Genomic DNA, 23,086 nt, shown 5'->3' with positions numbered 1-23,086 from the left:
TTCCAAAGAACGATGGTCAACATTTTCCTCAGTATTAGTGTATTGCTGCTAGAACCAAACAAGAATAGAAGCAATAGGTTACAGCAGTAGGGAGTAGGGGTAAGAGTTTGGGAAGTTACGAGAAAGAAAGGCAATAATTATGAACAAATCTCCGACAAGTCTAATTAGTCATATCTCTTGGGGTCGTATGGAAGTAACCAATAATGGTGAAACTTATCAATTCAAAGATTGTAAAGTATGGCCGGGAGGTGCTAAGGAATGGGATTGGAGACTTACCGGTACTCGCCATCAGCCCGGTATTCAACCCGCCGATATCGAAGAAATTTTGGCACAGGGTATAGAGTTTATCGTTTTGTCCCGTGGTATGCAACTAATGCTACAAACCTGTCCTGAAACTGAGGAATTGCTCCGTCAAAGCGGAATTGAGTATTATATCGGCCATACTAAACTAGCTGTAGACTTATTCAACAGTTTGATGAAACAAGGTAAAAAAGTCGGAGGTATATTTCATTCGACTTGTTAACTTGTTATCAGCTTGAGCAAGGATGGCAAAAATTAAATTAGCAACAGTATAGTTAGCGGGGTTTTCGGGATGTCATATACTAAAGGGAACAGGGAACAGGGAACAGGGAACAGGGAGTAGGGAACAGGGAACAAAAATTCTCACAATTCCTAATGCCAACCCTACACGAACAGCTTTTTAATTCAATAAAAGAGGTAAGCTTTGGCCAAGGCAAAAGGTCACGCTACTTGAGGTGCTGTCAGCCGTCAGCAGAGAGTGTAAGTAAGTAAAAAAAACTTTGCTAAAAGCAATTTTTTCCTAGATAAGCTATCATTTAGATGTAGCAAGTATAAACACAATTGTTACTACTGTTTGTAGAGGTGGCATCATGATGAAAGCAGCAGATATTATGACCACAAACGTAATCACTATTGGGGGTTCCGCAACAGTAGCTGAAGCCGTTAATTTGATGAAAGAACAAGGCCTAATTTGCCTGATAGTTGAGCGTCGCTACGAACAAGATGCTTATGGCATTGTCACGGCAACCGATATTGTTAACAGCGATGCAGCGCGGTCTTGGGGGTTTCCCCCATGAGCGACTGCATCAAGAAAGGTGGCTGCCTATGGTAAAGATCCCAAAAAGGTAAGGGTTTATGAGGTGATGACTAAACCTTGCATTACCGTTAATCCTGATCTTGGTGTAGAGTATGTAGCGCGGTTGTTTGCTAATACAGGGATTCGCTGTGCTCCAATCATTCAAGACAAATTGATTGGCATTATTTCCACCACCGATATTCTCATCAAAAGTGATTTTGTCGAAAATCCTCAAGAAGTTATTTTTGAAGAACAAATTGAGAAATATATAGAAAGTGCTCGCGCTATTTGTGCTGAAAAAGGAATAAAATCCGAGGACTGCGCTGTGGCGTGGGATATTGTGGAAGAAATGCAAGCTGAAGCAGCTTATCAGCGCAATCAAAAACCGGCTAAAACAGCGTTTGAAAAGTATCTTGAGCAGTTTCCAGATGCAGTAGAAGGCAAGATGTTTGACCTTTAAGCAATTGAAATGTTTGGGATCTTCCGTACTTGTTATGCTAAATAAACACTTTGCCAAAGGGAGCAGGGAGCAGGGAGCAGCGATGCAGCGCGGTCTTGGGGAGGCAGTGCGGTCTTGGGGGTTCCCCCCGGAGACGAAACCTGATTACGTTGAGCCTTTATGGTTGGTAGGCTATGCAGAAAAGGGGTAAAACTTATTGATTAGCGTGATTTGCGCGGTCTTGGGGGTTTCCCCCATGAGCGACTGCATCAAGACAAGGCTCAACTGTCTGACGGTAACTTCTAACCATGAGCAACTGCCGTGGTTTCCCCCATGAGCGACTGCATCAAGACGGGAGCAGGAGGAAGGGGCAGTATTCATAAAAATTTATTCTTAAATAGCCTCATAAGCCTTACACAGTATGCTTGTTGGTTTTTTATAACTATAGATTTAGCATAGTAGGTACTGAAGAACCTAAAAAATTTATAGCGTTTCTAGGACTCATGAGGTACACATTATTTTTCCCTCTTGCCTCTTGCCTCTTCCCTCTTGCCTCTTGCCTCTTGCCTCTTCTCTGCTCCCTGCTCCCTGCTCCCTGCTCCCTAAAACCTAGATAATTGTACCTCACAAATTGTATAATTGCTATATAATTTAGGATTTATAATCAAATCTAACTCGGCGATAGAGTGCTTCTAAACTTACAGAAAAATTGACACTTTCGAGGGTAAATGTATCCCCTTTTTCATAGGGATAAAGCACCCAAAACCCTTGCTGATTACGCCTAAAACACTCTACTCCTATGGTGTCTGACTGGATTAGAACATACTCCTGCAAGGTTTTTAGCTTGCGGTATTTGGCAAACTTACTGCCCCGGTCATATGCCTCTGTAGAGGGTGAGAGCACTTCTACAATCAGACAGGGGTACTGAATAAACTGGTTAGACTCTTGATCTCTGGAATCACAAGTTACTACTACATCTGGATAGTGGTAGGAACGAACTGAAGATATTTTTACCTTCACATCTACCATATAAACCTCACAGCTACTGTCTTGTAGGTGAGTATTTAGATCACTAGCCAAATTTAAAGCAATCCGGTTGTGGGGTTTCGAGCCTCCGGTCATGGCGAAGACTTCCCCATCGCTATACTCGTAACGAATCTCCTGAGTCGGTTCCCACTCCAGGTATTCTTCGGAAGTCATCCCGTAAAGCTGTGGACTGGCAATCATGGTTTTTTGGAATAAATGGGGTATGGGCAGACCTGGTGGTGCGTTACGGGGCGGGCTGTCCCAAAACTTGCTACTGAGAAAATTAGGGCAAGCCCGCCCCTAACACACCCTACGCACTAATTTATCCTTTCCACAAAACAACCTTCAACCTAAATTCTCAATTCTCCATTCTCAATTCTCCATTCTAAATTCTAAATTCTTCATTCTAAATTCTAAATTCTACTTTTTACATGTTTTTGCCAAGCCAATCGTGCTGCTCCCACCATCCCAGCTCGATTCCCTAATTCTGCTTTAAGTAACTCTAAACCAGTACGGGAGGAAGGCAAAACTCGTTGCTCTATTTCTGCTAGAGTTGTTGGCAAGAAAAACTCGGCACTAGCACTTATACCACCACCAATAATAATGGCTTCTGGTGTCAGTGGATAAATAAGACTAGTTAGCCCAATCCCTAATAAGCGTCCGTAATCTGCCCAAAATTCTAAGGCTTCCTGGTTTCCTTGCTGGGCTAATTTACCAAGTTCTGCTGGTTCTTTGCCACTGTTGCTTCGGATTGCCCTAATGGAAAGGTATTGCTCTAGAGAACCCCGATTACCACTATTACCCTCGGGACCATCGGGATATAGATTAATTAAGCCCAACTCCCCAGCAGACCCGAGATGACCTGTGAAGAGTTGACCATCGAAAATGATTGCCCCTCCTACCCCTGTGCCTAGGGTGAGTAGAATCAAATTCCGAAACCGACGACCAGCCCCTAACCAAGCTTCTCCTAAACCAGCACAGTTAGCATCATTAGCAACAACTGTGGGATAACCGACTTTGGCTTCTAAGTGATCGGCTAGGGGAACATCGTGCCAATCCGTTAGGTTAATGGCAACCTTAGCAATTCTTCCAGCAACATCAGCAGGGCCAGGACATCCAACCCCGATACCCATTACTTCTTCCCTGGTATCGAGACGAGAGATTGCTGCTACTATTGCTTCGATCACCGCTGTTGGTGTTGCTGGTTGGGGTGTATCTACTGTTAGAGACTCCAATTCGGTTCCATCTTCACGGAAGCGTCCCAACTTAATCGCAGTGCCACCTAAATCAACGCCTATGGCTTGAGTCATTCGTCCTGAGTCTTTGTCCTGAGTCATTTGTCCTTAGGCATTTTAAGGCAAAAGGCAAAAGGTAATAGGCAAAAGGCAAAAGGCAAAAGGCAAAAGGCAATAGGCAATAGGCAATAGGCAAAAGGCAAAAGGCAATAGGTAATAGGCAAAAGGCAATAGGCAAAAGGCAAAAGGCAAAAGGCAAAAGGCAAGAGGGTTTTATAGCGCTACGCTTAGCGTCAGAAGTCAGAAGTCAGAAGTCAGCTATGACTAAGTTTCGGAGTTTAGGAATGTCCTAATCTAAATCCGTAGTGCTATATATAATTTCAATGTTTCTGACGAAATCGGGGATTAATCAACTCGCTTAATCCTTCTCCTACTAAAGACAATCCTACTACCATCAGTGTCATGGCTAAACCAGGGAAGAGCGCTGTCCACCAAATGCCAGTGGGTAAGGCATCGAGGGCTTGACGTAAGTCATGACCCCACTCTGGGGTTTGTTCTGGCAATCCTAATCCTAAAAATCCCAGTCCTCCCAAGATTAAAATCGCATCAGCGGCGTTGAGGGTAAATAGAACTGGTACACTTTGAATCACATTCAGAAATAGGTAGCGCGATAATATCCGACCAGGGGAAGCCCCCAGGGCTTGAGCGGCTTCGATGAACAATTCAGTTTTGACGCTAGTGGTGTGATTCCGGACTACTCGATAGTATTGGGGGACATAGGAAATACTTAATGCGATCGCAGCATTGAAGACTCCTCTACCGACTACAAAGGCCAGAGTCACCGATAGCAGTAGTCCTGGCAAGGTATAGATCGTATCCATTAAAAACAGTAATACCCGATCGAGTTTGCCACCGAGATAACCACTGATTAACCCCAAAGGGACACCAATGATCAGGCTGAGGGTGGTAGCGAGAACGACTACTTTTAGAGCAGCTTGAGAGCCAAACCAGGTGCGAGAGAAAACATCATAACCCTGGCGAGAGGTACCAAACCAGTGATTCCAGCTCGGTGGTTCATGAATGGGATTACTGAGGGACTGGGTAGGGTCTTGTAGCCATCCCCAAGCTTGAAAGGTAGGAGCGAAAATGGCTACTACGATAAAGCAACCAGTAATCACTAGTCCCGCTACCATTAGTTTGATGGATAGACTAGGCCCTCTTGTAAAAGACAAAAAGCTGGGGAATGATTGTTTGGTTGAGCTCATCCTTCATCCTTGATACTGATAGCATTTATCATACTGATCAGGTAAACAATCTTGTGTACCTTTTGCCTTTTGCCTTTTGCCTTTTGCCTTTTGCCTTTTGCCTTTTGCCTATCCCTTAAACAGTAGTTGGTAAATACCGTTCAATGGCTTGACGATACTCACTCTTTTGCTTAACTCCTTTAAATTCCGCTAGGAACTCTTTGTCTTTAAATAACTGTACCGTAGGTGTTCCCACCACTTGAGCATTTTCAGCTATTTCTCTGTCTTGGTCAATATCGATCTCGACAAAGTGAATTTTGCCATTATACTCATCTACTACTTTATCCAGCATGGGCTTGAGAACCTTACAAGGACCACAACTGGGGGAGATATACTTGACCATGATTATGCGATCGCTTTCATGGAAAAGTTTACGCAAGGCATAGCCCCCCAGATGGCGTGTTTCCTTGATATCAAAGGTTTCCGCCGTCTCAGCTACTACTTTTTCTTCAGTTTCTTCAGGTTTTTCAGCCGTTTGCTGTTCTGATGCCGGTTGTTGATGATACTCATGAATTAAGTTATGGGCAGATAGCCAGCGTTCTGCTAACATAGCCCCCATACAACCTGTCCCAGCCGCAGTGATAGCTTGACGGAACTCATGGTCTTGGACATCACCAACAGCATAGACTCCACCTACACTGGTTTCCACCGAACCGGATTTAGTGACAATGTAACCCACCTGATCTAACTCCAGTTGTCCTCTAAACAAGGAGGTGTTAGGAGTGTGACCAATAGCGTAAAACATCCCGCGAACTGAAATATCCTTTTCCTGACCAGTTTCAGTATCCTGGACTCTTACGCCAGTCATCGAACCATTGTCTCCAAACACATCCACTGGCTGAGTATTCCAGTGAATAGTAATTTTGGGATTATTCAACACCCGGTCTTGCATGGTTTTACTAGCTCGCATCTCATGGCGACGTACTAGCAGATGAACATGGGAGCCATACTTGGTCAAATATACAGCTTCCTCTGCCGCTGAGTCACCACCCCCGACTACTGCCACTTCCTGACCACTGAAAAGGGGAGATGCACCATCACAGATGGCACAAGCTGAGATACCATTACTCCAGTACTGAGCTTCGCTGGGTAAATGCAACCGTTTCGCTGTTGCCCCGGTAGCAATCACAATACTATGGGTTTTTACTTCCCGTTCCTCAGAGCGGACAGTAAAGGGACGCTGACTTAAGTCTACAAAGATCACATCTTCGGTATAGCATTCAGTGCCCCAGCGTTCTGCTTGAGCCTTCATCCGTTCCATTAATTGAGGTCCGGTGATTCCCTCTGGGAAGCCAGGGAAGTTTTCTACTTCTGTGGTAGTCATCAGCTGTCCACCAGGGATTCCTCCCGCTTGGAAGCCTTCAAACATTAAGGGTTTCAGGTTAGCTCGTGCTGCATAAATCGCTGCTGTGTAACCTGCAGGACCAGAACCGATAATGACAAGATTTTCTACAGGGGAGTTGGACATCTGATAAACGAACTCATAACGACTACGCTTTTAGTATAGCAAAGTATACCATATACAACTTACCTAATGTTTTGACACTCCCCGCCCGCTTATGAGCGGGGATTCCTAGTTCTACGACATGCCTTACAATTAGTTATCCAGCAAAGGCAATACTTAAGCCAAATATCCGTCGAGAAGGACCAAATATCGAGCCTAATTTAACTAACCCCAGTGGGCTTATCTCCCTAAGCGTTGGGATTCCCCGTTCCCGTGTGCCCCACGGTACGTTATATACTTTGAATTTGTAGTTTACTGGTTTTCGGTGTCTGTTAAGACCCTTGCGTATAGCGAGGTTTTTCGCGCCTCGTGTACTAGCATCGCTTTACGTCGTTGTTGAGTGAGGCAGTACCGACGAATCCTGCCTGTGCTAGGCTACACTCTCATTGTACATTATCTCTGGAAAAGTCGCCCGCTTATGGGCGTTCGCGTAGCGTGGCCATAGGCCAGGCTTGAGACCCACTTTTTTGGTCACACATTTAAATTGTGAATAGGTGCGCTTTGCAGAGATGGGGAGACGCACCACTAGCTTACAAAATGAATTGCTCAAAACAGAGGTAAATTAAAACTCATACCTGTACCGAATACTGTCCCATCAAAATTAATTCTGGAGTTGGACGAAGAACCAAAACTTTGTCCACCATACAAATAAATTTGACTATTGCTAGAAATCTTATAACTGACACGACCAATTAACTGATGATAGTCATCATACCGTTCCCTTTCGGTATAGTCAGATAAAGCAAGTTGGTAATTAAGAGCTGCTTTAAATCGGGGGTAGGGGTAATAGGCTAAAGATGCTCTGAAAACATTACTAATCTTAGAGCGTGTGTCTGGATCAGCAAAACGTAGCGTTAACTTATAGGACGTATCTAAGGCTAAGTTCTTTACTAACCAATCCCGTCGGCTGAGTCTAAGATACAGAGAATTATAATGAGCGAAGCGATCGCCTCCCTCTTGCTTGAATAACTGTTGATTGCTCCATCCTAACTCCCCATAGGTTCTTTTCAAGAGCTGCTGACGAACTCCCAGCTTAACTTTCAGTTGATTATAATCAAGTTGGGATCTATCGCCATAACGCACCAGATTACCACTTACCGACGTTATGAGCTTAGTGTCAGGTCCGAGGGATGGTACAGCTAATAGGGTTACTCCTGGTCTCAACAAACCATCATCAACTGGATCGACTCCAGCGAAAATATTATCGCTTCTGAAATAACTGACTCTACCCTGTAAATATACTGTAGGTTTACGTGGAGTCGGTGGTTTTTCTTGGATCCGCAAACGCAGCACCCCCAGTTCCGGGTCTCCATCATTAGCCTTGGAATCTGAGTTTGAACTATTATCTCCAGAAGCAGGTTTAGCTTGAGATGTCTGTGACCTGTCAACTACCTCAGTTGAGCTAGAACCCGATGAGCGCTCACTAACAACAAAGGAAGATAATAGTTCTCCACCACTCCCGATTTTAACTTTATATAAATTAGGAGTACAATGCTGTTTTACCTGATCAGTATTACCTTGGTTTTCTGTACCACTAAAAACTAAACTGACTGCTGGCTGATGGGAAATACTGTCTATGGGGTGACATCCAGACCAAGCTGGTTTACTGATTGTCAGTGTACTTAATAAAATTAGATGTCCCAAAGTGGCTAAATAGGGGGTTTTTATCTGGTGCTGGGGAACCGAATCATCCTCATAGTTGTCGTGATAATTTTTAGTTTTATAGACCATATTTAATTAAAAACTAATCGTTAATGTACTAAAAAATAATTTATAATAATAAACAATAAGTTATGAAAAAAATTAAACTTCAATCCTATAGTTCAATCATGACGTTGTAATATTCATGGTAATACTCATTTATATATAGCAATTCTACAACTTGTGAGGTACAAATTTCTGGTTTTTAGGGAGCAGGGAGCAGGGAGCAGGGAGCAGGGAAGAGGGAAGAGGGAAGAGGGAAGAAGTAAAAAATAATGTGTACCTCATGAGTCCTAGAAACGCTATAAAATAGTTTTTGCTAAGCTTTGAGCAATCTAATTGATAGATTGAATTGGCAAGGAAACAGGCTCACAGAGAAGGATGGGAAAGGAGTTTGGGGTTTTCACCTATCCTTGACTAAAAAATATACAAATTAAATGGGCAACAGCTTCCCAAAATGGCTCAATGTAGTTAGGGGATTTTTCTCCCAGCTAATAATTACTAACCACCAGCGGTGTTTTCAGGATTGACCAAGCTGTATTTCCGATTACTCTGAGTAAAAAATATCCTGATTTGACTTAGAGCCTACAGAATCTCGTATAGGAGACTTTTGTACCTACTCTTCGAGAAGGCAACGCCAACGCTCCTACACCAGATTTTGGATCGGTGGAGACAGACCCTAGGTATATTTCGTGGAATGGCATTATCCTTGCATCAAAAATCCACAATTTAATAACTCTCAACATTGGAGTTGCCCCGTGTTTCGCAAGACAGTCCTAGTACTTTCCATTTCTCTATGGAGCGTTAATTCACTAATTTTTTCTAAACCAGTCAGTGCCGAAATTCCCTTAACTCGTGCTGTGGTAGAAAAGCTACGTAACCGAGTACGATTGATTCCTAAAAATCAGTCAGCTCGACCAGCCCGTCGATCTGATGCCATGACGATAGGAGATGCACTGGTAACAGCTCGCTCCTCCATGGCTCAACTGCGCTTCAATGATGGTTCCCTAGCCCGACAGGGAGAGTTAGCTGTCTTTCGATTTTTACCTAGCAGTCGTACCTTTGAGCTATCCCATGGCACACTGCTGCTGTTAATTCCTCCAGATCGGGGTAAAACTCGAGTGCGTACACCCAATGCCGTGGCTGGGATTAGGGGGTCAGCTCTGTTCATGCGATATATCTCTGAGACCGATACAACAATTGTTGGAGCTCTGACCAATAGCGGTATTGTGGTCTATAATCCCACTCGTTCTCAAGGTCAGGAATTAAAAGCTGGGCAGATCTTGGTTATGATCGAGGATCAAATTGAGCAGGTTTATGAATTTGACCTCAAAGAGTTTTATGAAACCAGTGAATTAGTAAAAGGGCTGAATTTGACCCAGACAGAAGCGGCGGATAGTCCAGATAAAGCTTTGGATTTAGTGCGAGGAGAAATTGCAGATGCTCTAGACGGGCAAGATCCTATTATTGGCAACAACATAATAGTTAATCCTACTTTCGTTCGTATTCGGGGGAGTGAATCGGACGAGTTTCCTAGTGCTGATTTTAGTGTGATTGATGGTAGTGTTGATGTCTTCGATCTTGATGTGGGTTCTGAGAATTCCAATGCCGATATTACTGATCAGGTTAACCAGTTAGATATTAGGTCTACCTTGGAAACGGGTGAGTTTCTTAACACTGAGCAGGAGGATGAAACTCTTGAACTGGATCCCGAAGACGTTGACAAACCACTAGAGCCGGAGCCAGAACCGGAACCTGAGCCCGAACCTGAACCCGAGCCTGAGCCCGAACCGGAACCCTGAGCCTGCAAACCTGAACCGGAGCCACGACCAAGAACCGAACCCGAGCCTGAGCCAGAACCGGAACCCTGAGCCGAGCCGACGCGGAACCGAACTACCGAACCGAACCTGACGAGCCCGAACCGAACCGACTGAGCCAGGAACCAGAACCGGACCTGAGCCGGACACCAGAACCCGAGCCGACCGGAACCTGAGCCGACCGAACGGACCTGAGCCGAACCGAACCGGAACCTGAGCGAACCAGAACCGAGCCTGAGCCGAACCTAGCCAGAACGAACCGAAGGAACCTGAGCGAACCGGAACCGAGCCTGAGCCACCGAACCGGAACCGAGCCAGAACCGAAGACCGAGCCAGAACCGAACAGAACCTGAGAACCTGAGCCCCAAACGAACCAGATAGCCTGATCCGAACCAAAACTGAGCCGAACAGCCAGAACAACCTGAGCCAGAACCAGAACCTGAGCCAGACCAGAACCTGAGCCAGAACCAGAACCAGAACCTGAGCCAGAACCTGAGCCAGACCCGAGCCAGAACCCGAGCCAGAACCCGAGCCAGAACCTGAGCCCGAGCCGGAACCGGAAATTCCTGTGCTACTAACCGATCCAGGTCAAGGAGTAGAGGATGACTTTCCTGGTCGAGGTCAAGGAGTAGAGGATGGCTTTCCTGGTCGAGGTCAAGGAGTAGAGGATGGCTTTCCTGGTCGAGGTCAAGGAGTAGAGGATGGCTTTCCTGGTCGAGGTCAAGGAGTAGAGGATGGCTTTCCTGGTCGAGGAAATCTCTGAACTTATGACGTTAGTTGTGGTGGTTGAATTTATTCAAGAAAAGCTGTCTTAGTTATTGGTTTTTTGTCAGCAACAGAGTGGTGTGATTATCAATCAGAGCAGGTTTACCATCACTGGTATGGCAGCTAAATGACTCAAAATAGCGACGAACTGGGGTAGGAAACTCAGGAAAGTTGAATACAGCATCACCATCAGCAATATTAGCCCAGAAGTAGCGTAGACTCGGAGCAAGTTTCTGGGCATCTGAATCGGGTAAATTTAAGGGGGGAGAAGTCAGGAGTTTTACCATGAATGGATAAGAGCGATCGCTCATCCATTGTCTAGATATCTGGGGTAGGTTTTCCCAACCAGGGACTGACTCCACTCGATGAGATTCTATGTGTAACCATCTTTTTCCATGATTATCGGTAGAGAACTGCAATATCCGGTAGGGGTGAGGATAGCTAACTAATGAACCTGTGGTGATTTCGTAGACTCCCTCTTGATAGGCGATATCCTGTACATGCAAGTGACCTGTAAATAGTAGATTGACCCCAGCAGTTTTGAGAATATTGTGTAATACTGGACCATTTTCCAAGATATACCGATGTCCCAAGGGATGGTTAGCTTGATCGGGCAAATGCTCGATTACATTGTGATGCACCATCACCAGCACCAATTTATCCTGGCACTGGGCAAGCACTTGCTCAAGCCAGATCAGCTGTTGCTGATCAATACGCCCTACCTGTTTACCACCGGTATCGAACTGGTTAGAATTTAACCCAATCAGCTGTACTCCAGGCAAAACTTCACAAGTATAGTACAACTGCTCGGGATTTTCATAACCAAATTGGCGATAGTAGTAGGGAAATTCTTTTAGTCCAATCGAGTGTTCATTGGGTAAGATATTGGGGACATCATGATTTCCAGGTACGACGTACACTGGAAAAGGCAACTGGCTTAATCGCTTTTGTAACCAGGCATGATTGTCTGGTTCACCATGCTGGGTTAAGTCTCCTGGTAGGAGGAGGAAATCCAAGGCTTTCTGCTCTAAATCCTCCAGAATCCTTTCTAGGACTGGAATACTAACTTCTACCAAATGAAACCGATTCGGATGATCCCAGATGGTTTGGGGTAACCCGATATGTAGGTCACTTACCACGGCAAAGCGAAAATTTAAACTCATAACTAAAACTTTTCTTGATTAAACCCTATTTTAATAATTATTAAAATTATCGCTCATGACGTTTACTGTTATCCCATTACAACCCCTTGTTTAGGTGACATTTAACTGCTTACCTATTCCGAATGGATAATCTTTAATTTAGCCTTACATAATTAGGCTTTAGTCTATAAAAAATTTTAAAGATTACATTTAGGATAAATAGAGATGAGTCGGAATTGCGTTCATTGAGGTGCGACCCAAGGGCGCAAGGGATTGCTCGCGCCCTTGGAGGCGCGCACCTAGATCTGACATTTACAACTAGATTAGGGATATAAACCCTAATCCCTGATCCCCCATCCCCTGAGTAAAGTAAGGAGGTGCTAAGGTTGGCTAGAGTTCGAGTGCGACAACACGTTAATCCACTTAGCAAGCAATATCAGATGCCGGTGAGTGCTCCGGATTGGAATCAAGTTTATGCCCAAACTACTAAACCATTACATCTGGATATTGGCTGCGGGAGAGGGGAATTTTTATTGCAGATGGCAACAGAACAACCCGACTGGAATTTTTTGGGCTTAGAAATTCGGGAACCATTAGTAAAACAAGCCAACACTAAGGTGGTGGATTTAGGGTTGAGCAATCTCCTATTTTTGTTCTGTAATGCTAATAGTTCTATAGATTCACTCTTGAGCTCTTGGCCCCCTGGTTCCTTGCAGCGCGTTACTATTCAATTTCCTGATCCTTGGTTTAAGAAGCGACAAGCCAAACGACGTATAGTGCAGCCCACCTTGGTTGATACTCTAGGAGCTTATTTGACCAGTGGAGGAGAGGTCTTTGTACAATCCGATGTAGAGGAAGTAGCAGTGGAAATGCGATCGCGCTTCGATGCTCATCCAGTCTTCTACCGGCCAGAGACTGCTTGGCTGCCAACCAATCCCCTGCCAGTGCCTACTGAACGGGAAATTTCCACCCTCGCTCGTGGTGAACCTGTCTACCGAATGTTGTTCTTTCGCCGTGAAAAGGAATAGTGGAGTAGGAACACTCGTAGCAAAACCGCCTTCTGATTCAATCAGATCAGCGGGCTACTGGTGAGTATGCTCCTGCCCAATTTGCTTCTCCCCTATGGTTCGCTCTACGTAATTAAAGCATGAATAACCATCAAGCTGAGGCAACTCAGGCAGAAATTATGGTTGTGGATGACACACCAACCAATTTGCAGCTGCTATCTTCGATCCTGATTGAGGAAGGCTATCAGGTTAGGAGCATGATCGATGGACTACTTGCCTTGGAATCAGCATTGTGTGATCCACCGGATTTGATTTTACTCGACATTATAATGCCAAAGATCGATGGCTATGACGTCTGTAAACAGCTGAAATCTAATCAAAAAACCGAGGGAATTCCAGTAATCTTTATCAGTGCTCTGGATGAAACTTGGGACAAGGTCAAAGCCTTTGCTGTTGGTGGTGCTGACTATATCACCAAGCCATTCCAAGTTGAGGAAGTTTTAGCCCGTGTGGAGAATCAATTGACTCTGCACAAGCTACGAACACAACTCATTGAGCAAAATCAACTGCTGCAACAGGAAATTAGCGATCGCATTTCCGCTCAAGCTGCTTTAGAAAGCCTCAATCAAGAACTTGAAAGCAGAATCCAAGCTCGCACCGTAGAACTAAGAGATTACTTAGAACAGCTACGCAACTTGGAATCGCAATTGCGTGAAGCACTGGATCGTGAAAAAGAACTCAGTGACCTAAAATCTAGGATTATTTTTACCATATCCCATGAGTACCGTACACCTTTAATGACAATTCTATCCTCTGTGGAACTCCTAGAAAAGTACCGTCATCAATTGAATGATTCTCAGCAAGTTAAACATTTTTGGCGGATCCAAGCTGCGGTCAAACATATGACTACCCTAGTCAATGATTTATTATTCATTAATCAAGCGGAATTCGATAGATTAGACTTCAAACCAGTTGTTCTGAATTTAGTAACATTTTGTCAGGAGTTAGTCTGCCCGATCCAATCAAGCATTGGGGCTAAACATAGCCTAATATTTAGTAGTGCAAGAGACTGGGAACCAATATCAGGAGACCCCAAAATCCTTCGACAAATTATCACTAACATCATCTCCAATGCCATTAAGTATTCTCCCGATGGTGGCACTATTTTAGTACAGCTAAATGGAGATGAAGAGAAAGTCATCTTACAGATAATTGATCAAGGCATTGGCATCCCTCAAGAAGACCAAGCAAAATTGTTTCAGTCTTTTAGTCGTGCCAGTAATGTGGGTATCATCCCAGGAACAGGACTAGGGTTATCAATTGTAAAAAGTTGTGTAGACTTGCACGGTGGTAAGATTCACTTAGAAAGTGAAGAGGGTGTTGGAACAACCTTTACCATCACCTTGCCCAAGAATTTATCAGAAGACGAATAAGACGGTCACCTAATTACGCAGCAATTGGTATACAATAATAAATTGTGCCATTATTATAATCCGTCAATGCCTAAACTAAAAAGCCGCAAATCAGCTGCCAAGCGTTTTAGAGCTACTGGCAGTGGTAAAATAAGACGCCGCAAAGCGTTTAAAAATCACTTACTAGAACACAAGACCTCAGAAAGGAAGGGGCGCTTGTCTAAACTGACCTTGGTAGACGAACGGGATGCGGATAATGTTCGCCTGATGTTGCCTTATATGTAAATCTTAACAGTAGACCATTACTGATAACACTACTACTAAACTAAACACACGAGCTAGAATTAACCATGACACGGGTAAAACGCGGTAATGTCGCTCGTAAGCGGCGCAAAAAAATTCTCAAACTTGCTAAGGGGTTCAGAGGTTCCCACTCCAAACTCTTCCGCATTGCTAACCAACAAGTGATGAAAGCGCTGCGGAATGCCTATCGTGATCGCCGCAAGCGCAAGCGGGATTTTCGACGTCTGTGGATTACTCGCATTAACGCAGCAGCACGTCAAAATGGCATTAGCTACAGCCAGCTGATGGGTCACATGAAAAAAGCCAATATTCAAATTAACCGCAAGATGTTGGCACAGCTGGCAGTGCTGGATCCAGATAGCTTTAACAAAGTGGTGGAGTTAGCGGTTAAAGCTGAGTAAGCATCATATGCGCTACGCGCACGCTACGGGCGTCTGCGGTCAGCCATCACCTTTTGGCCATTCCCGTAGCGTGGCCATAGGCCGAAGCCAATCGCTGATAGCTGAATGCTTAGCAACCTGAAAAACTCGGGTTTTGGGTAAATGGGTAATCCGTAAGGGTAAGGCTGGTCGGGGGTAAAAATCACCTTTGGTTCTTTTGATTATTATAGATTATAATAACTATCCAACCAGACTTTAATTAGTATCTTTAATTAGTATTAAATCGGTATTTAATTTGGTATTAAATTTGGTATTGTTTTTTTATAAAAATCCCAAAAACCACGACCGATAGCTTACCTTTTTCCCAATTTCGATTCCCCAACCGATGCTTAAGCACAAATTCTTCAACTTTGGTATGGTCTTCGGATTGACGGCGATGTCTTTTTTGACACCGTTACGGGTTCGGAGTGCTCAACTTGAGGAAATAGAGCAGCGGGGTCAGTTGATTGTTGGTGTCAAAGATAATCTGCGCCCTTTGGGATATAGGGATGCCGATGGCAAGTTACAAGGATTGGAAATTGACCTAGCACGACGTCTAGCAGAAGAACTCTTAGGTGATTCTGATGCGGTGGTGTTGCAGCAGGTGGGAAATATTGACCGACTTAAGGTGGTTTTGGACGGTGAAGTTGACCTGACAATTGCTAGAGTTACAGCCACAGCACCTCGCCGTCGATTGGTGGATTTTAGTATCCCCTACTACCTGGATGGCACGGGTTTGATTACTAAAGACCCGTTAATTACCAGATTGGGTGATCTCCATACCAGAACCATCGCCATACTCAATCATTCTAGCACAATTGCCGTGGTGCAGTATGCTTTACCGGAATCTAGGGTGGTGGGAGTAGATTCCTACCAAGAAGCGCGATCGCTTTTAGAAAATGGTAGGGCTGATGCTTTTGCTGCTGATAATAGTATTCTGAGTGGCTGGGTACAAGACTATCCTGAGTATCGGATGCTACCAGTGTGGCTCTCCGGTGAAGCCTTGTGTGTGGTGATGCCTAAGGGGTTACAATACACCAAGCTAAAGCAGCGCGTGAATAATGCGATCGCACGTTGGCAAGCAGATGGTTGGTTAGCTCAACGAGCAACTGCTTGGGGATTACCATTAAGAAGAAAAAAAGTCAAACCTTATGAATGATACACTGCCAACGATTTATCTGTCAGTTTTGCTAGTCCTACTTGTTGGTGTTAGTATCGCTGTGCTGTTCCAAGTTATCAAAACTCGTAAAATTGAAACCACTCTCTCTCGGTTGGAGAAAAAACTGCAAAAAGACCGGGGGACGGTTATAGAGTATTATGAATTGGGCAGTATTTATGCAGACAAGAAGCTCTTTGGTCAAGCTATCCTACTATTTCAAAAAGCGTTGAAAGGGACTGATGCTGACGAGGAAAACCTTGCTCCTGTCTATAATGCTTTGGGTTTCGCCTACTGTGCCAAAGAACAGTATGATCTGGCTATTCGCCAGTACAAAGAAGCTTTGAAGCAAGAGCCTGGATATGTCACAGTCCTCAACAATCTCGGTCATGTTTACGAGCGCAAGCAATTAATTGCTCAGGCCTTAGAAGCTTATGATGAGGCGCTCAAATATGACCCCAAGAATTCTACCGCTAAGCGTCGAGCAGAATCTCTCCGGAAAAGGTTGGTTACACCAGCTTGAATAAAGTCAGAAGTATCAAGTATCAAGCATGAATTATCAAGGATGAATTTAGTTGTCCTACGACTTCTGGTGGACCAGCGGTTAAGCAGAGCTTATCCATATCAAGGGTTAACCATGGTTGCTTGAGCCCTAGATTGGCAAAGGGACTCTCAGGTGGAACCTCTAACTGGCTACCCACTAAGCCTAAGCGAGATTTAAAATCACCGTTGAAGTAGAGAATATTGCCTGAGAGGGTGCTTAAGACATTGTCATTTAGGGGGACTTGCCAGCCAAACTTGGCGTGATTGTAGCTGAAGCGGCACAGGGTATTCTCTCCTTGACGGACGGTGACCTGATGTTGATATCTGGTAGAGCGTTCGCGTAGCGTGACCTTTGGTCGTTCGCATTTTTCCCAGGTGAACTCAGCTATCTCTTTTGGTAATCCCCAAATTTCTCGACCACCTGCCACAGAATCGTGGTTATCGACGTAGATGTGGGAAATCCAGCCGCCCGTTTTGCCGGAATAGCGCACTCTGCCAGCAACTACAATTAATTCACTGTATTCTAGGACTGACCCTGAGCCGTACAGGGATAGATACACTCCACCTAGAGTCTTTCCTGGCCATAGGGAGACAATGTCAAATTCTGGGGGAATTAGCGATCGCACTCGCTCAATATCAATCAGCTGCAAGGTTTGGATGGCGTAGCCTTGTAGTGTCCAGGGTGGGCTTGGGTAAGTCATCGGAACATCCTCTAGCTAAAATGCTTAATCCGTTGATGGTTGTCAAAGGGATCCAAGATGGCGTTGCTAAATCAAGGAATGAATAGAAGTAGGGTGGGCATCCTGCCCGCCCGAAAAGATCGCCGAACAGGCAAGATGCCCATTCCACAGGTGCGCGCCTCCTAAAATCATTCTATTATTAAGCAACGCCTCCAAGATTATGGTGATTATGATCAAAATGACCAATTTAGCCATCTAGGAAACTGATTATGACACCAGTCAACCTTAACCCAATAATTAGCGCTATTGCAGGTTTAGGGAATTCTGTTGTCAAGAATAAGCTTGAGCGCCATCAGCTTGTCATCAAATTACTAAAGCAATTTAATCTAGATCCCGATCATCCACCCGCCGATTTTTCTGGAGTTTACCAATACGCCCTTGTCGAGTACGGCGTTGGCAAACCTAAGCCAATCCTCGAACTTTTCCGGCAAAAAGATATCCAACAGGCATTCCGCCAAGCACTAGATCAAAATGACCCTTCAATTATCCTTCAAGAAACCGAGGATTTTATCGATTGGAATACATTGGGAGATGAGATTAGGAAACTAGGAATTAATCCCCGTCAAGAGTTGTACAAATTTACCGCTGTTTTTATCGAGATTGTCAAACTCACGCGGACACCTGCTCAAGTTCTAGAATTCCAGCAGATAGAAAGCTTACATCAAAAAATAGGAAAGATCCAAGAACAGCTAAAAAGGCTACCCACAGCAGAGGGCATGCGGACACTAATAGCTCAACTAATAATAGAACAGAGCCATCCAGCACTCTTACCTGCTGAAGCATCTACGAAAAAGAAGCCTAGGGCATTATTAAAAACCGTCGATAACCCCTCACCCTTTATCGTTGGTCCCCCCATCACTCATCCTCGCAACTTTTTCGGACGTGAGCGGGAAATAAAACGTCTTTTCAACTTATTGAAACACCATCCCCTGCAAAATGCTGCCATCATTGGTAAACGGCGCAGTGGTAAGACTTCTCTACTGAAATATCTAGAAAATATAACCACCACCTCGTCAGAACAGTTACGTCTTGGTCAAAAGACTGACTGGTTGCCGAATCCAGAAAACTATTGCTGGATATTTATAGACTTCCAAGACTCGCGCATGGCAAGCAGAGAACGACTGCTTGGCTACATATTAGAATGCTTGAGAATTCCAGTGCCTGCTGCTTGTGACCTCGATTGTTTCATGGACTTGGTCAGTGACAACCTCAACAGGCCTACAGTAATTCTAATGGATGAGATTGGCGTAGGGTTACAACGGTGCCCAGAGTTAGATGATGAGTTCTGGGAGAGTTTGCGCTCCTTGGCAACCAACTACACAGAAGGTAATCTAGGGTTTGTGTTAGCAACCCCCGAATCACCAATTGAGTTAGCTCACCACACCGGTCACAGTTCACCTTTTTTCAACATTTTCGGCTACACCACCACTCTAGGACCGCTGAAAGAGCCAGAAGCCCGGGAATTGATAGCTAGCTCCCCCATTTCCTTCCCTGTTGAGGACAGAGAATGGATTCTGAACCAAAGTGGAGGCTGGCCACTGCTACTGCAAATCCTCTGTCGAGAACGCCTTTTCACCATAGAAGATAACGAAATCGATGATCAATGGCGAGAAGAGGGACTAAGACAGATAAAACCATTTCGATACTTATTATAGGGGTCATGACTTCTCTTAATTGTTCCCTGCAATTCCTACACTGATGGATTTATACAGCACTCCAGATTACTGCTGATTGGAGTGCAACTGGCTCAAGAATAAAAATTAAAACTGAAAGCGAAAGTAATTGAATGAAAACAACACTAGAGACCTCTATGGTGGGAATTTATGGTATTGGCAGTGACATTGTCGGTGCTGGCTTATTAGTGTCTAAGAGGTATGTATTCACCATTTCCAATGTGATTATGAAGGCTCTAGGTATATACCCAGAAAAGATTAATGCAGAAAATATGCCTGAGCAGCCAATCTACATCAATTTTCCCCTACTAAGACCAAAAAAGAGGATCATAGCTCGGGTAGTTTTCTGGCGACCCTCTAAGTATCCATCCTCTTACAACAACAAAAAAGGTGAAGAAGATATTGATGATATTGATGATATTTATGATATTGCAGTGCTGGAATTAAAAAGTCCTCTTCCAAACCAGGCTCGACCTGCAAGACTAGTTGTGGCAGAGGATGTCTGGGGGCATCCCTTCAGGACTTTTGGGTTTGTGGTGATGCAGTTGTTGGGTTTCAATAACTATGAAGTCGGTATGTTTAGAAGAATCTTTAAAGGCATGTGGATTTTCGGAGTTTTGAGGGGGTCGCTGGTCTTAGGTGACGTACAAATAGAAATAACAAATAAAGTAGAAGAAGGGTGGAAATGCTGTATTGGCGCACCGATTTGGGATGAGAAATTGAAAGGGGTGATTGGAATGCTTGTGGCAATCCAAGCAGATTACAATTTGGGTATAATGATTCCTACTACCCAGCTAATTAAAGCCTGGCCTACCTTAGCTAAAGAAGGAAATGTCCACTATGTTGGACTTCGCCAACTTCAAAAACAGCTAATAGGTTTCTTTGTGTGGATCAGACAGTTGGCTTTACCAAGGCATCAAGTAAAGCAACTCGAACAGGATGCCCAACAGTTAGAAAACTGTAAGGATATTCAATCGATTAGAAATGCTCATCGTAGCCTAATAACTGACGAATTGGACGTTCCAGCCAGTCCCCTGCTGCACAGCTTAAGTCGGATCACTCAGGATGTAAATGCTGCTCTGAATCAGGAAAGTTCCTATAACCAGCGTCTAGCCCTTATGGGTATTGCAGACCGCCTAAATGGGTTATCACTAGAGTTGAACCGCAGCAGTGACAGGTATGCCAAGCGTTTCCGTCCGATAGTCAACAGTTGGCGTGAAATCTTAACCAATCATGTGCGCGAACTGGCAAAAACAGCTGAACTGCATCAAGACATTGACTCTCCCTACATTATTGGAGTTCCTCTGACAGAACAGCAGGCAATCTTCATTGGGCGGACTGACATTACTGCTCAAATCGAGCAATTGCTGCTAGACCAGCGCAGACCACCCTTGCTCCTCTACGGTCAGCGGCGCATGGGGAAAACTTCCCTACTTTACAACCTGGGACGCCTGCTCCCCAATACAATTGTCCCTCTATTTGTGGACTTACAAGGACCAGCTACACGGGCAACTGACCATGCTGGTCTTCTCTACAACATTGCCAGAAAAATGGTGGACTTAGCTAAAAGGCAACGAGGCATAACTCTGCTGCCTTTGACTCGGGATGCACTAAAGGCAGATCCCTTCACTCGCTTTGATGAATGGCTGGATGATGTCGAGCTAGCACTTGAAAAAAATACGGTCTTACTTGCTCTGGATGAGTTTGAAGCTCTAGACAGGGCTATAGCCAAAGGACGTTTTGAGGAAGAGGACGTTTTAGGTATGCTACGGAACTTGATCCAGCACCGTCCCCGCTTTAAAGTTTTACTGGCTGGCTCCCATACTCTAGAGGAATTTCAGCGCTGGGCTAGCTATCTGATCAATGTCCAGGTGATACATATTAGTTACCTGAAAGAAGCCGAAGCACGCCAGTTGATTGAGCAACCTGTCAAGGATTTTGCTCTACGCTATGAGCCAGAAGCCCTTCAGCGCGTGCTAGAACTTACCCGATGTCATCCCTTTCTAGTGCAACTCCTCTGCGCTGAGATTGTTGCACTTAAGAATGAGCAAACACCTACGGTTCGCAGGCTGGCTAAGCTATCCGACGTTGAAGCCGCAATACCAGAAGCTTTAGAACGTGGTAGCTTTTTCTTTGCTGATATCGAAACAAACCAAATAGACGCTGCTGGGCTAGAAGTGCTATGTTTCCTTGCGGCAGAGGGGGAAGGGTCGATAGTAAGTCGAGAAGCCTTATCCTGTAAGTTTCCCAATGAACTCGATAGCACTCTCAACTTGCTCTTGAGGCGTGAGCTAATTGAGAAAGAGGATGAAGGTTATCGCTTCCAGGTAGAGTTAATCCGGCGCTGGTTTGCCCTGGCACAAAAAACCTGAGTGATATAGCGCTACGGGCAAGGCAGCTATGCTGAGGGCAGAAGGCAGAAGTTGACTCTAACAAGGTATTAGAAGTAAGAGTTGTCCTCACCTGAGTGGGTACTGCTATAGAAGTAATAGAATCAACTGAATGTGGTTAAGTAATTGACATTGTCATGAGTCATATTTTTAGTCCAAATTTTGATTTGGATACTCGAAAAGCTGATGAAATCGTTCCTAGACTTTCGATATCTCCCTGTCTCCCCCTCTCTCGGTTCCTCATTCTCTTGGCACAGGGCATCCTCAGCCTAAAATTTACCTATAATCGAGATAATCGAGAACAGTAGCACCAGCACAAGACAATGCCAGACACACATATTCGCTTTGATTGGGCAATCAAAAAACTGCTGCGTAATAAAGCTAACTTTGGTGTTTTGGAAGGGTTTTTAAGCGAGTTATTGCATTTCGATATTACCATCAAAACCCTTCTCGAAAGCGAAGCTAATCAAGAGACACTCGATGAGAAAACCAACCGAGTTGATATTCTCGCTGAAACTACTGATGGCGAGCTCGTCCTGATTGAAGTACAAAACAACCCTCAACACGATTATTTCCACCGTATGCTCTACGGTGCGTCTAAGTTAGTCACCGAATACTTAGGAAAAGGTCAAGAGTATGGTGAAATTAAGAAAGTATATTCAATTAATATAGTCTACTTTAACTTGGGGATGGGGGATGACTATATTTATTCCTATCGCGGAGAGTTTGTTGGGGCTAATCTTGGGGATATCCTGCAACCGACCAAAACTCAGGAGTTCAAATTTCACATCAACAAAGTAGCAGATATCTTCCCAGAATACTACCTGGTGAAAGTAAATAATTTTAAGGAATTAGCGAAAACTAGCTTAGATGAATGGATTTATTTTCTCAAAAACAGCGATATCAAAACGGAATTTTCGGCCAAAGGAATAGAAGAAGCGAAGGAGGCGCTGCGAGTCACTAATTTATCAGAACAAGAAAGAGCAGCTTACGAGCGTTACCTAAAAAATAAGCGTGACGAAGCCAGTATACTCAGTACCCAAGAGTTTGAGACGAGATGGCAAGTGGAACAGGCAGAAATTCGAGGTATGAAAAAAGGTATCCAACAAGGGAAACAAGAAGGTATTCAACAAGGAAAAAAAGAAGAAAAAATAGCGATCGCCCGTTCCTGTAGGGAACAAGGTTTAGATGTGGAGACTATTATGAAAATCACCCAACTTTCTCGGGAAGAGATTGAATCAATTTAGAATTTAGAATTTAGAATTTAGAATTTAGAATTTGTAATTATACATTTTGCATTCACCATTCACTATTCTGCATTCACCATTCACCATTCACCATTCACCATTCACTCTTTCTTCCTTAATAGGGTTCCCCTGGCCAGATTTTGGTCAAGGACGTTCAAGATTTCCCT

General features: G+C 44.3%; 22 protein-coding genes and 1 pseudogene. 13 read left to right on the top strand and 10 right to left on the bottom strand.

Annotated features, from left to right (window positions below; all coding sequences use genetic code 11):
* Positions 1–139: 139 nt before the first annotated feature.
* Positions 140–523 (top strand): Mth938-like domain-containing protein, encoded by a 384-nt coding sequence (locus BJP34_RS34275; RefSeq protein WP_070396195.1) that lies wholly within the window; start codon positions 140–142, stop codon positions 521–523.
* Positions 524–602: 79 nt separating this feature from the next.
* Here the strand turns inward: BJP34_RS34275 and BJP34_RS49825 are convergent, their stop codons facing one another.
* Positions 603–737 carry a hypothetical protein gene (locus tag BJP34_RS49825; protein WP_267876441.1) on the bottom strand — a complete coding sequence of 45 codons (135 nt, stop codon included), beginning with the start codon at positions 735–737 and terminating at the stop codon, positions 603–605.
* Between the two features lie 153 nt (positions 738–890).
* Between BJP34_RS49825 and BJP34_RS34270 the strand changes: the two are divergent.
* Positions 891–1,556, top strand: a pseudogene (locus BJP34_RS34270) (CP12 domain-containing protein).
* 171 nt (positions 1,557–1,727) lie between these two features.
* On the opposite strand, the gene BJP34_RS41760 reads toward BJP34_RS34270, so the two are convergent.
* The 7 genes from BJP34_RS41760 to BJP34_RS34240 all read right to left on the bottom strand — a co-directional run bounded on the left by BJP34_RS41760 (position 1,728) and on the right by BJP34_RS34240 (position 8,335).
* Complete coding sequence (locus tag BJP34_RS41760; protein WP_149031340.1) at positions 1,728–1,916, bottom strand: hypothetical protein; 189 nt, start codon at positions 1,914–1,916, stop codon at positions 1,728–1,730.
* Between the two features lie 270 nt (positions 1,917–2,186).
* Complete coding sequence (locus tag BJP34_RS34260; RefSeq protein ID WP_070396193.1) at positions 2,187–2,762, bottom strand: Uma2 family endonuclease; 576 nt, start codon at positions 2,760–2,762, stop codon at positions 2,187–2,189.
* Positions 2,763–2,974: 212 nt separating this feature from the next.
* Positions 2,975–3,871, bottom strand: a complete 897-nt coding sequence (locus BJP34_RS34255; protein WP_070397030.1) for an ROK family protein — start codon at positions 3,869–3,871, stop codon at positions 2,975–2,977.
* Positions 3,872–3,894: 23 nt separating this feature from the next.
* Complete coding sequence (locus tag BJP34_RS38145; protein WP_158517639.1) at positions 3,895–4,062, bottom strand: hypothetical protein; 168 nt, start codon at positions 4,060–4,062, stop codon at positions 3,895–3,897.
* A 114-nt stretch (positions 4,063–4,176) separates the two neighbouring features.
* Positions 4,177–5,061 (bottom strand): ABC transporter permease, encoded by an 885-nt coding sequence (locus BJP34_RS34250; protein WP_070396192.1) that lies wholly within the window; start codon positions 5,059–5,061, stop codon positions 4,177–4,179.
* Between the two features lie 115 nt (positions 5,062–5,176).
* On the bottom strand, positions 5,177–6,568 hold the full coding sequence (gene trxB / locus BJP34_RS34245; RefSeq protein ID WP_070396191.1) for a thioredoxin-disulfide reductase: 1,392 nt from the start codon (positions 6,566–6,568) through the stop codon (positions 5,177–5,179).
* A gap of 582 nt (positions 6,569–7,150) precedes the next feature.
* Positions 7,151–8,335, bottom strand: a complete 1,185-nt coding sequence (locus BJP34_RS34240) for a hypothetical protein (RefSeq protein ID WP_070396190.1) — start codon at positions 8,333–8,335, stop codon at positions 7,151–7,153.
* Positions 8,336–9,063: 728 nt separating this feature from the next.
* On the opposite strand from BJP34_RS34240, the gene BJP34_RS46840 reads away from it, so the two are divergent.
* Both BJP34_RS46840 and BJP34_RS34230 read left to right on the top strand, forming a co-directional pair.
* Positions 9,064–10,107, top strand: a complete 1,044-nt coding sequence (locus BJP34_RS46840; RefSeq protein WP_168166539.1) for a FecR domain-containing protein — start codon at positions 9,064–9,066, stop codon at positions 10,105–10,107.
* Between the two features lie 583 nt (positions 10,108–10,690).
* The gene (locus BJP34_RS34230; RefSeq protein WP_070396188.1) at positions 10,691–10,885 is read left to right on the top strand and encodes a hypothetical protein; all 195 of its coding nucleotides are present in this window, start codon (positions 10,691–10,693) and stop codon (positions 10,883–10,885) included.
* Positions 10,886–10,937: 52 nt separating this feature from the next.
* Here BJP34_RS34230 and BJP34_RS34225 read toward each other — a convergent pair whose 3' ends face one another.
* A complete protein-coding gene (locus tag BJP34_RS34225; protein ID WP_070396187.1) occupies positions 10,938–12,050 on the bottom strand; it encodes a metallophosphoesterase family protein in 1,113 nt (370 codons plus the stop codon).
* 365 nt (positions 12,051–12,415) lie between these two features.
* Between BJP34_RS34225 and trmB the strand changes: the two genes are divergently transcribed.
* The 6 genes from trmB (at position 12,416) to BJP34_RS34195 (ending at position 16,849) form a co-directional block, all read left to right on the top strand.
* Entirely contained in the window at positions 12,416–13,057 is a 642-nt protein-coding gene (gene trmB, locus BJP34_RS34220) for a tRNA (guanosine(46)-N7)-methyltransferase TrmB (RefSeq protein ID WP_070396186.1), read from the top strand.
* 119 nt (positions 13,058–13,176) lie between these two features.
* The gene (locus BJP34_RS34215) at positions 13,177–14,469 is read left to right on the top strand and encodes a hybrid sensor histidine kinase/response regulator (protein WP_070396185.1); all 1,293 of its coding nucleotides are present in this window, start codon (positions 13,177–13,179) and stop codon (positions 14,467–14,469) included.
* 66 nt (positions 14,470–14,535) lie between these two features.
* Complete coding sequence (gene rpmI, locus BJP34_RS34210) at positions 14,536–14,733, top strand: 50S ribosomal protein L35 (RefSeq protein WP_008186584.1); 198 nt, start codon at positions 14,536–14,538, stop codon at positions 14,731–14,733.
* A gap of 65 nt (positions 14,734–14,798) precedes the next feature.
* A complete protein-coding gene (rplT, locus tag BJP34_RS34205) occupies positions 14,799–15,152 on the top strand; it encodes a 50S ribosomal protein L20 (protein WP_070396184.1) in 354 nt (117 codons plus the stop codon).
* Positions 15,153–15,567: 415 nt separating this feature from the next.
* Complete coding sequence (locus BJP34_RS34200; RefSeq protein ID WP_229424165.1) at positions 15,568–16,329, top strand: transporter substrate-binding domain-containing protein; 762 nt, start codon at positions 15,568–15,570, stop codon at positions 16,327–16,329.
* Positions 16,322–16,849 carry a tetratricopeptide repeat protein gene (locus BJP34_RS34195; RefSeq protein ID WP_070396182.1) on the top strand — a complete coding sequence of 176 codons (528 nt, stop codon included), beginning with the start codon at positions 16,322–16,324 and terminating at the stop codon, positions 16,847–16,849. The genes BJP34_RS34200 and BJP34_RS34195 overlap by 8 nt, the downstream gene beginning before the upstream one ends.
* 22 nt (positions 16,850–16,871) lie before the next feature.
* On the opposite strand, the gene BJP34_RS34190 is transcribed toward BJP34_RS34195, so the two are convergent.
* Complete coding sequence (locus BJP34_RS34190) at positions 16,872–17,570, bottom strand: acetoacetate decarboxylase family protein (protein ID WP_070396181.1); 699 nt, start codon at positions 17,568–17,570, stop codon at positions 16,872–16,874.
* Between the two features lie 248 nt (positions 17,571–17,818).
* Between BJP34_RS34190 and BJP34_RS48170 the strand changes: the two genes are divergently transcribed.
* The 3 genes from BJP34_RS48170 (at position 17,819) to BJP34_RS34175 (ending at position 22,919) form a co-directional block, all read left to right on the top strand.
* Positions 17,819–19,264, top strand: coding sequence for an ATP-binding protein (locus tag BJP34_RS48170; RefSeq protein WP_229424164.1), 1,446 nt, complete (start codon positions 17,819–17,821; stop codon positions 19,262–19,264).
* Between the two features lie 131 nt (positions 19,265–19,395).
* Complete coding sequence (locus BJP34_RS46195; RefSeq protein ID WP_193431298.1) at positions 19,396–21,654, top strand: AAA family ATPase; 2,259 nt, start codon at positions 19,396–19,398, stop codon at positions 21,652–21,654.
* A gap of 341 nt (positions 21,655–21,995) precedes the next feature.
* Positions 21,996–22,919 carry an Rpn family recombination-promoting nuclease/putative transposase gene (locus BJP34_RS34175; RefSeq protein ID WP_070396180.1) on the top strand — a complete coding sequence of 308 codons (924 nt, stop codon included), beginning with the start codon at positions 21,996–21,998 and terminating at the stop codon, positions 22,917–22,919.
* Positions 22,920–23,086 lie beyond the last annotated feature (167 nt).

The organism is Moorena producens PAL-8-15-08-1, assembly GCF_001767235.1.
In the GTDB taxonomy this organism is placed as follows: Bacteria; Cyanobacteriota; Cyanobacteriia; order Cyanobacteriales; family Coleofasciculaceae; genus Moorena; species Moorena producens_A.
Note: the sequence above shows the minus strand (reverse complement) of the source record. Positions and strands in the feature narration are given on the sequence as shown.